Annotated in this window: 9 protein-coding genes; all 9 read left to right on the top strand. The window is 38.7% G+C overall.

The genetic code is table 11. The annotated features are described in order from the left end of the window. On the top strand, positions 1-316 hold a 316-nt coding region (locus K5677_RS13475), incomplete at its 5' end, for a hypothetical protein (RefSeq protein WP_296728990.1). Between the two features lie 4 nt (positions 317-320). Then, entirely contained in the window at positions 321-1736 is a 1416-nt protein-coding gene (locus tag K5677_RS13470) for a tetratricopeptide repeat protein (RefSeq protein WP_296728987.1), read from the top strand. 93 nt (positions 1737-1829) lie between these two features. Then, the gene (locus tag K5677_RS13465) at positions 1830-2687 is read left to right on the top strand and encodes a hypothetical protein (protein WP_296728985.1); all 858 of its coding nucleotides are present in this window, start codon (positions 1830-1832) and stop codon (positions 2685-2687) included. 555 nt (positions 2688-3242) lie between these two features. Then, positions 3243-3743 (top strand): hypothetical protein, encoded by a 501-nt coding sequence (locus K5677_RS13460; RefSeq protein ID WP_296728983.1) that lies wholly within the window; start codon positions 3243-3245, stop codon positions 3741-3743. 206 nt (positions 3744-3949) lie between these two features. Then, positions 3950-7138, top strand: coding sequence for a hypothetical protein (locus K5677_RS13455; protein WP_296728981.1), 3189 nt, complete (start codon positions 3950-3952; stop codon positions 7136-7138). A 17-nt stretch (positions 7139-7155) separates the two neighbouring features. Next, positions 7156-7278, top strand: coding sequence for a hypothetical protein (locus tag K5677_RS13450; RefSeq protein WP_296728979.1), 123 nt, complete (start codon positions 7156-7158; stop codon positions 7276-7278). Between the two features lie 73 nt (positions 7279-7351). Continuing rightward, on the top strand, positions 7352-8830 hold the full coding sequence (locus tag K5677_RS13445) for a hypothetical protein (RefSeq protein ID WP_296728975.1): 1479 nt from the start codon (positions 7352-7354) through the stop codon (positions 8828-8830). Between the two features lie 139 nt (positions 8831-8969). Next, positions 8970-9485, top strand: coding sequence for a hypothetical protein (locus K5677_RS13440; RefSeq protein WP_296728972.1), 516 nt, complete (start codon positions 8970-8972; stop codon positions 9483-9485). 9 nt (positions 9486-9494) lie between these two features. After that, entirely contained in the window at positions 9495-10238 is a 744-nt protein-coding gene (locus K5677_RS13435; protein ID WP_296728971.1) for a hypothetical protein, read from the top strand. Positions 10239-10324: the final 86 nt, after the last annotated feature.

Genomic DNA, 10324 nt, shown 5'->3' with positions numbered 1-10324 from the left:
AGATCACTTTATGGAGTTTTCTGATAAGCTGGTGTTGAACACACATCTTGAGGAGAAACCTGCCACTTTTAATGTTAAAAAATGTGTAATCGAAAAGGCAATTGCCGTAACTCATAAAAACTTCGAGCATATCTCACGGTTTCCTTTTATGAGTTTGGCGTTTCTAGAAAGAAACAAGGATTTCATGTACTATGATGACGAGGAAAATATGTATCACTGTATTCTCCTCTATGATATTGATTTTGGTGATGGGATACCTTACAAAAGAAGGTATGGCTGCAATACGTTCAGCTTTTGCAAACGATATTTTTCATGAAGATATGAAAAGTATTTATCAGGAGCAAACTCTTACCCGTGATGAACTGAAAGCACTGTCCGAAGATCAGATGAGTGAAATATTATCTCGGATCGGAAGCGGAGTTGTTGATGAAAGGCTTGTTACAAAGGTCAGAAAATTAAATGCTCAACTGCAAAGCGTCGGCGGAAAGAAGATGTATGGATATCTTCCTAAAGAGATCAAGCAGACAGTAGATGATATATTTTTTCTGTTATCACAGAATGAAGATATTCAAAAGCTGTATGATAAGTGGTGCGAATTTGAAAAGGCTAAGTATAAAATGTACACGCAAAAAGACAAGGAACTTCCAACGCTTGCTGAGAACAAGGAGTTCCGCTCGGTAAAAAATATGATCATAAGAAAAGTCGTAAATATGATTGAGATTCCTGACAGCGAGCTTGAAGATATTCACGATGATATTGAGGAAGATACTGATGTATCTTTCGCTGATGACTATGAGTATGTTGATACTGAAGAAAGCGGCAGCAATTATTATTTCAAATGGTCAGATGGATACAAGTCAGCGTCGAGGATACTCAAATCACAGTACCCGACAGATGATAAAAAAGCGGAGGCGCTCGCTGTTATGAAGTCGGAGGCTGATAAAGGAAATATACTTGCTATTTATGACATGGGTAGGTACAGTACCGATGATGAAACAGCTAAGCGGTATTTTGCAAAGGCACTTGCAGGTTTTATTGATATAGAGCCTAAAGCAAAGAAAATGAGTTCGTACTTTCAATACCGTATCGGCAAGATGTACCTTTACGGATGCGGTACTGAAAAAGCACCTGACATAGCTTTCAAGTGGCTGGAAAAGCCTGCTGTGGCTGATAACAAATATGCACAATATATGCTGGGAAAGATGTATTTTAACGGTGAATACATTCCCGTTGATTATGACAAAGCTGAAAAATATCTGTCGGCAGCATCATCGGCTAATAACCGTCATGCGATATATCAGCTTGCAAAACTATATCTTACACAAGAAAAATATGACGTTATCAAAGCGGTTAAGCTGTTTGAATCTATTGCTGATGATAATTCGTGGGCTTCATATTGGCTTGGAAAGATATATCTTTTCGGAAAAGACGGAATCGCTTCCGACAGGGAAAAAGCTTTGGAATGGCTTACGAAGTCTGCTTCCGAAGGAAACGAGTACGCAGAAAGGCTGATTAATTATGATAACGGTCACAACTATATGATATCAAATACCATTGTCAGTTTACTTGTTGACTTCGGGCGGATCATAGAAGAAGACAACGCTCGAAGCCGAAGAAGAATATCACGCACTGATAAGAAACTTCGTCACCTTATCCAACGCAAGAAACAGGAACTTGGAATTAAAGAGGATGGTTCACAGCAGCAAGATGATAATTATAATATGCAAAAGTATTAAACTGGATTATTGTATTCTCAAATTATCTATTGACTTTTCTCGAAAGATGTGATATATTAGTTTGTGGTTGCTAACGAGATAGGAGTAAATATCATGGTTTTTACCGAAATACAAGCAAAGCTGCTGATAGCGTTCTATCATTCTCCCGATTATTCTCTTCGATATTCTGATTTTGCTAAAGAAAATGAACTCAAGAATTATGAGGTGTGTCGTATCGGTGAGGCATTGAGCGAGATAGGATTGATCGATAGATCAAATCAGCGTAAATTAACACTTACCTCAAGCGGAATAGAAGAAGCTGAGGAAATACTTGCAAAAATCGAAACGGCAACCGCACATCTTAATTATGAAAATGTAAATGCTCCTGATATTCCGGATATCGCTCTCGGAATGGCTGTCAGGTTTCCAAACACATTGTTCGATGCAATGGAGAGGATAGATCAGCATTACAAAATAAAAAGCCTTTTTGAAGCCGATACTACATTCACGGGGCAGCAGTTAAGCAGACGTATCAAAGAAGGCTTCTATATTCTGCCGATAAAGTTTTATAAGCTGGAATTTAATTCTCACACGCCCCATTCCCATCTGGCTATGGCAAATCGTGCCTTCAAGCGTAACTGCGAGATGCGTATCCACAACGGCAGAGGATATATTGTCATCTTTCCACAGACATTGTCGTCTGAGCGCTCCGGCGATCAGAAGCTCATAACTGGCAAACCAGATAATTTTATGTATTGGAACGGCAACTGCTATGTTCCCATGCAGACAGAAAATGACGCTTATAAGATACCTATGGACTGCTTTGAGTTTTCCTATACGGGTGATGAGGTTGCGAGCCGTGTGCTGGAGGGCAACATTGAGATCAGTGCTACCTGTTCAAACAGCGGCATGATAGACAAGGACGGCAATCCCGTAAACATGCGGGCAATGCTGTCTGTAATATTGCATTAGTATAACAAGACCGATACAAAATCGGTCTTGTTTGCTTTTACAAACATTTGTGAAATAACATCTGGATTTATGTTGATTGTATATAATTTTGAATATTTAATTTACAAATTTGCAATCAAAAAATCGGCGTTTTTTGTATAGCAAAAATCAAAGCCTGCCAACAATTACCTTAAAAAATAGAATGATTGCACAAATCGGATTGCATTTTTGCTATTTAAAAAATGATTGACGAACGTCGACAGATGTGCTATGATATAGCCATAAGTTAGCAACCAATAACTTATAATAAAGGTTAAACGTCCGAAGGCGGGACACGCTGTCGGGCATTTAATACAACCCAGCGTCGGCAATAGTCGATGCGAAACGAAAATTCTGCTATGCTCTCTGGCGGAGCGTAACGGAAAGCAACAAAAGCTTTTGTGAGTCGAAAGAGGTCAAGCTGTCCGATCAACGGTGAAATCTCTGAACCAACTGTGCTGGAATCATTTGAAGATGCGCGCAGTCTGATGATGTGAAAAGCACAAAACAAATCTATTACAGAAAGGAATTATTATCATGAAAAAGAACAAGATTCTTGCAGGTCTCTCTGCACTGGTTATGGGCGCAACAATGATGGCTGGTACTGCTATGAGTGCAAGTGCTGCTGATGTGTATACTGATCCTGAAGATGTGACAACTTATGTCGGTGACGGCGGATTTTGCAGTGCATCTTCCGGAAATCAGGCTCCGTTTGGAATGTATGATGGAAGTATTTTAACTCCTGTCACATATGATGAGAGTACTGGCGATGTAGAGTTTGATCTTTGCGTACAGACCTATCAAATCGGCGGATTTATTCCTGTAAAGGGTTATGTTTCCTCGATTGTCGAAACAGGTACTACTGCAAATCTTATTACCAATTTGGACACAAGTTCTTTCTCTTCGTCTACAGCTAACGGCACATACGCTGGCAGTGTCGTGCTGAATGTGAATAAAACATATAACTTGACTGTTACAACTTTATTCGGTAATATTTCAATGCCTAATGTTGAAGTTGTATTCGCAATTACGACTTAACATTAAGACAGCATTTAGATTGAACCTATGAAACTTCTAATCAATTTGTATAGTTGATTTTGAAGTTCATAATATGGTTTTATCAAAGGCACACTTAAGATTGCATAGCTCAGCAGATCAATGATTAGCAAAGCTACGTTTTTTGTTATTTATTTGATCTGCTGAGTTTATGCTTTTTTGAATACAAGATAATTAAGGAGATATTTATGCATAAGCGCTTTATTGCATTGGTTTTATCCGTAGCAACCACGATTACTTCTTTAACTGCGGTTAATGGGCTTACAACAACATTTATGTCCTTTTCTTCTGCCTATGCCGCAGATAATTCGTTATGTTTAGATGATGGAGAGTATATCATTCCGATAAAATATACATCGCTTAGTACTTTTAATAATATCGATCAAAGCAATGGAAACGATGGATGTTATACACATTTATCGCCAAGAGCTATATTGAACATAACTGAGGATAAAACGTATTTGACCCTTGGGGTTGAAAACTGGAGCCTTTACGATGTTTTTGTTCCTGTTAAGCAGTCATATCTATCTGACTCGCAAATGGATTTAAAGTCTTATCCTAATATACTAAAAGAAAAAGTCTCAGATTTACCTAACGTTAACAAGTGTACAAACTGGGTTGATGGTATTGATGATGCGTATATGTGGAGTTCCACAAATGACCCAGCAACTAAGTATGCTGACATATATGTTGACAACGATAAAAATGATAGCACATTAGATGTTGCATATGTAACTTTTGAAATTGAGGATTATAATAACACTGTAAGTATTTTAAGATGGAATAATCAACAGACCAGAAGTGGTGCGATGGGTAAAAAAACCAATTTTGGCTATATTAATCTTATGCTGGATGTAGCCGATTACATTTCAAAAGACGAATTAGTTGCTAATGCTTCTTCGGGGAAAATTGTAGATGCAGATGGTCTTGTAGCAACAGATGTTCAAGAGTGGAATGCAAATTACCTTAGAATTGTTAATTTTACAGGATATAGTAACATAAGAAATTTGACACGTTGTGCTCTTGGAACATTAAACGACGATGGATACAACATAAGATACTATATTAACGAAGAAATTACCAAGCCTGATGTAATGACAACTCCTAACCTCAAAAACCTTAGCGGCTCATATGTAGATTGGCTTTATACTCCAGTTAATACAACTTTCTCTGCGCTCAATTATGGCGAAGATGAAAATGGTGTTTATTATGAAATTAACTATAAAAATGATGAAGAACTTATTTTCGGAAAATATGTATATGTTGATTACGAAAGTAAAGACGATGGAACCGATGGCACATTTGTTCCTGTATTAAGCGCTACAAAACCAACCCCCATCAATTTAAAGTATACAGTAAATGGTGAAGATAAAATTTGGATTGACACAGATTCAACTCGTTTTTATACTGATAAATCAGTGCATTTAAGGGTTGTAGCTGGAGAAGATAATAATTACTATTCTTCTTTCGCTGACTCGCTTGCGTATAAAAAAGAATCAGTAGAAGTATATACCGTTTACTTTGAAGATGAAGATAATAATCCTGTTGAAATAAAAGGTGCAACCACTTTAAATATTAAGTTACCAGATGATTTTAATATGAACGATTATTTTACAGAATACTATTCTGAAAATGGTACAGGTGCTATTGCACATGATTTAAGGTCGAATGAATTTGATTTGGAAAATAAAACATGGTCGATCACTAAAGAGTTCAAAAATGGCTATACGTTTGCACTAATGAAAAACAACAAGACTGCTAATGTAAATGATTTGGAAACAGGCGTTTACAGTATAAATGTTCATCTTAGAAAATATCTTACTACAGCTAACATGTCTATGGCGAATGGAACGGTTGACCACGATGCATATATTGTTGTTGATGAACATGGCAATAAAACATTATATATGAATTTTCATGATATGGCTAAAGATGATGTGGTTGGGCTGTATTTGGGCGATATATTCTGTGATAATATCTCAGAAAAAAATAATGTTTATAAAGATTCAACAAAATATTTGAAATTCCTGACTAATGATGACGGAAGCCTTGCTAATAACTGCGATTATGATGCAATCTCTGAATGGGGATGTGTTGAAAGAGCTGTTATTTCACTTCGTGATGAATCATATTCTAATGAATCAAATTCTTATATAGTTGCAATTGCTTCACCTATGATGGCTGCAATTTCTGGCACAGAATTTGAAAATTGTGGTGTCGATGAATTACAAGCAGAATTGATTTTTTTCAATCCTGTTCTTAAAGAGAATATGAATGAAAATGATGTGAAAGCTCTATTTTCATATGATATAAGTGCCCTCACAAGACAGGTTGAGCTTGCAAAGCTGAAAATTGCAAGCAAAAAGAGCTTTTCTACAGATTCAATTGCAAAAGTCCAGAAAGCATATGATGCAGTGCTTGATGCTTTCGACGGTACATACGATCCGCTGAATAAAGCTGAGATCTCTGCTGATAAGCTGGAGGAACTCGGAACAAACCTTGAAAATGCAATCAAGGCTCTTGACGGCATCACTGTTGCAGGTTACAATGCACAGCTTGATAAGGACGTAACATTCGATTTCTACCTCAGCATGAATAAGAACAACCTTGAAGCAGCACAGGACGGAGATCTTACAGCTAATATCACAAAGGCTGACGGCTCAACAGAGACTGTCGAAGTCGGTGAAGACGGAAAGATCGAGTTCAATGTTGCTCCGAAGGAGATCGGACAGACACTGAAAGTGAAGATCGGTTCTTATGAGTTTACATACTCAGTTCAGGAGTATCTTGAAAAGCTGATCTGGTATGCAGAGAATCCGACCGAAGGCGTTGAAGTTTCCGATAAGGACGCTGCAATCGCAAAGTCCCTGCTTGTTTACGGCGGTTATGCACAGGAATACTTTGTAAAGAAGGATGCAGAAGCTAATGCTTATGTTGACACAGAACGTGCATATGCAAATGTTGACAATACTCTGCCGGAAACTGCTGATAATGCAACAACATTTACTGTACCTCAGCTTGGCGATAACATCAAGTATTATGGTGCTGCAGTTGTATTTGATTATACTACCGATATCAGACTTTACTTCACTGTAGATGATGCAATTGAGAATCACAGCTTCGCAGTGAACGATAAGGCTGTAGATGCCGTTGCTGTTGACGGTGGCTACTATATCGCAATCGAGAACATTTATGCAAATCAGCTTGGTAATCCGTTTAAGATTACTGTGGACGGTACAGATTTCCAGTACGGGGTTTACAATTACATTGCCGCTGCTTTGAATGCGACTGAGGTCAAGAGTGGAGCGCTCAATGAATTGCAGGCACTTGTAAAGGCGCTGTATCAGTACGCAGAGCTTACTAAGACTACAGCTTAATGAAGGAGGCGTTTTGAATGAAGGATGTTTACATCACACCTGAAACTGAGGTAATCCGTTTCGAGAGCGAGGATGTTATCACAACCAGCGGTATCGGCGACGATACTAATGGTAATATCGGTGATATCATCAAAGGCTAATTATGAATAATCAGATGGGGCAGGCAGAATGTCTTTTGTCTGCCCTATCGTCATGAAAAGGAGAAATGTAAAAATGAAACTTAAGATTATGGCAATGGCACTTGCCGCCGGACTTACAGTTACTGCACTCCCCGGTTTCATTCCGCAGAATCACGCTAATGTAGGCCTTGTTGCTGAGGCAGCAAGTGTAAAGGAATGCTATGTTCCTGTAACGCTTCAGAAGTTTGACAATCCTGACGACAAATCAATGGGAAATGCAGCTCTTATTCAGATGGGTAAAGTTGTTGTAGACAGCGAGGGTAAAGCAACCCTTCAGCTTTCTTTTCAGTCTTTGACTTACTCTGGACAGACAGGCTATATGGGATTTTTCAGGTCTGTAGATGCTGATGGTGAGATAATTCCTGCAACAGTTCTTGAAGAATACACAGGCTTTACTGACATTTATAATGATATGACATCAGCAAAGTTCGATAAGAAGCTCTATAACTCTAAAACAAAAACAGCGTGGTATCCCAAGACTGTATCAATTCCTGTAAATGCTGTATATGATAACGCAGGCAATGTGATCGGTATTGACACAGATCGTATCAAGGTTCAGGTATATGTACCTGTTATGGAAGCTATTTCTGCTGGAACAGGCACGCAGTTTGCGTATCTTGATGTAAAGAATGGTCTTTTTACCGGCAGTCAGGTCGTTCTTGACGGCAGCATTAAAATGAACACCTATTTCAATATCAGTGATTCATTTGTCGCAGATACAAATGCAAAGATCGAGGTTAGCACTCCTGACGGAAGAAAGGATACTTTCCCCATCAACAAAGCTGTTAAAGGGTCTGATGCAAATCAGTATTATGTTACAACTAAAATTCCGGCAAAGGATATGACTACAAACCTGACTTGCTCACTGATAGATGGAAACGGCAATGCAGTGGATACATTTACAACAAATCTTCAGGATTATGCTCAGAAAGTAATTGCATCTGATGCAGCGTATGAGACAAAGATTCTGACAGCGGAACTTCTGAACTACGGTTCAAGAGCACAGGTTTACTTCAGCTATAATTACGATGGCAATGACGAGACCCTCGCAAATTATGTTCTTTCTCCTCTTTTAATGGATACTTATGAAGAAGTTGAAGCATCTGATCTTGCTCAGTACACTTATTCAGAAAGTGGCAATATGAAAGATATGTCATATTACGGTACTACATTATCATTCCTCTCTGAGATCACAATGCGTCACTACTTCAAGCTGGGTAGTGGTGATATTAAGAATCACACATTTAAGATAGGCAATACCACATTGACACCAAAGTTCGATGCTGGTAATAATGCATATTATGTAGATATTACTGGCATTTCTGCCAAAGACCTTGACACTGAATATGCTTTGACAGTTGATGGAACATATACACTTAAATATAGTGCGCTGGATTACTGCAATGCTGTTGTAAAGGCTGATAAAACAGCATCAGCAGAAAAGGTAAAAAGCAAGAGCAAGAATCTTGTAAAAGCACTCTTTAAGTACTGGCAGGCTGCTGAAAATGTTTAATTGAAAATAAGGCATCTATACTGGACGTGCGGAGTATTTTTCCGCCCGTCCGGTATAACTGCTATTTCAAAGGTTGGATAAAAAACACATAATAGTGTGTTTCTTATCGAATCTATGAAAATCAGAAAGGTTGATATAGATGAAAAAAATATTATTGATGTTTTCTGTATGTGCGATAATGCTGACAGGATGCAACAACGGATCTTCTAATGACAAAAATGCAACTGAGCATGAAACTACTGTTTCGTATAGTACTGAGACTACCAGCCATACTTCTGCAACTACTGAGACAACATTATTGACTTCAGTTAGCACACATGAAAAAAAGCGTGATGTAGATACAACTACCACAACTGCTGTGAAACAAACAGAAACACCTTCCTCAAAAACTGATGATCAAACAAAACACGATACAGAATCGGAAGAAGATGCTTCAAAAAAAGAAAATGCAAGTGAAGAAAAACATTCACAGAATAATGGCTCCTCCTCTGAGCAGGAAGATATTCCTGAAAGAGATAGAACTAATAGTGAAGGTGATTTAATTTATGAGCCGGAGGGAGCATCTGAAGAACAGGAAGCTACAGATAATACCACTGAAGAATTTCATATTGTAACAGAAGCTCCGATCGAACTGCCGTTTATTCCGGCAGGGTAAGGAGAATCCATGATAAAATCGTATAAAATAGCAGATACAGCCTTTGCAATAGATTCATTATATGAAGAAGTACATGAGCTTTGTAAAGAGTATCAGTGTGACGAACCGATAGAATTTACTATAAAAACAACGAAATCAGATATTGATTATGAACGGCAGCGTTCGGCACAGACCGATGTGAAGGAAGGACATCCGATCAGGGATTTCCCGGATTCCTACCTTGAAACACTATCGGTCTATCGTCATTTATGTGAACGGCTCATTGATAAGGGCATTCTGCTGTTTCATGGCTCTGTCATTGCTGAAGACGGCGTTGCTTACCTGTTCACGGCGAAATCTGGCACAGGAAAATCTACTCATACTCGCCTTTGGCGTGAGCATTTCGGTGAACGTGCTGTCATGATAAATGATGATAAGCCGCTTTTGAAAATAGCGGACAGCGGTGTGACTGTCTACGGTACGCCCTATGACGGAAAGCACCGTATCAGTACCAATACATCTGCTCCCCTGAAAGCAATCTGTATGCTGTATCGGGGTGAAGAAAACCAGATCAGGCAAGTGACGAAATCAGAAGCATACCCTATGCTCTTACAGCAGACACACAGACCGATGAACGGAGCAAAAATGCAGACGGTGTTCACGCTTTTGGATAAAATGTGTGAGCATCTGAAAATATACCATTTAGATTGTAATATGGATCCCGATGCGGCGATCATCGCCTATCAGGGAATGAATACGGAGGAATCAAAATGAAACTGAAAAAAGAATTTATTACCCACATGGACGGCGACCAGCAGATGATGGTCGATACTTCTGCAAAATTCAGCGGACTTCTCCGC

The organism is Ruminococcus sp., from assembly GCF_024684275.1.
The sequence above is the reverse complement of the archived record's forward strand: the minus strand, read 5'-3'. Positions and strand labels throughout refer to the sequence as shown.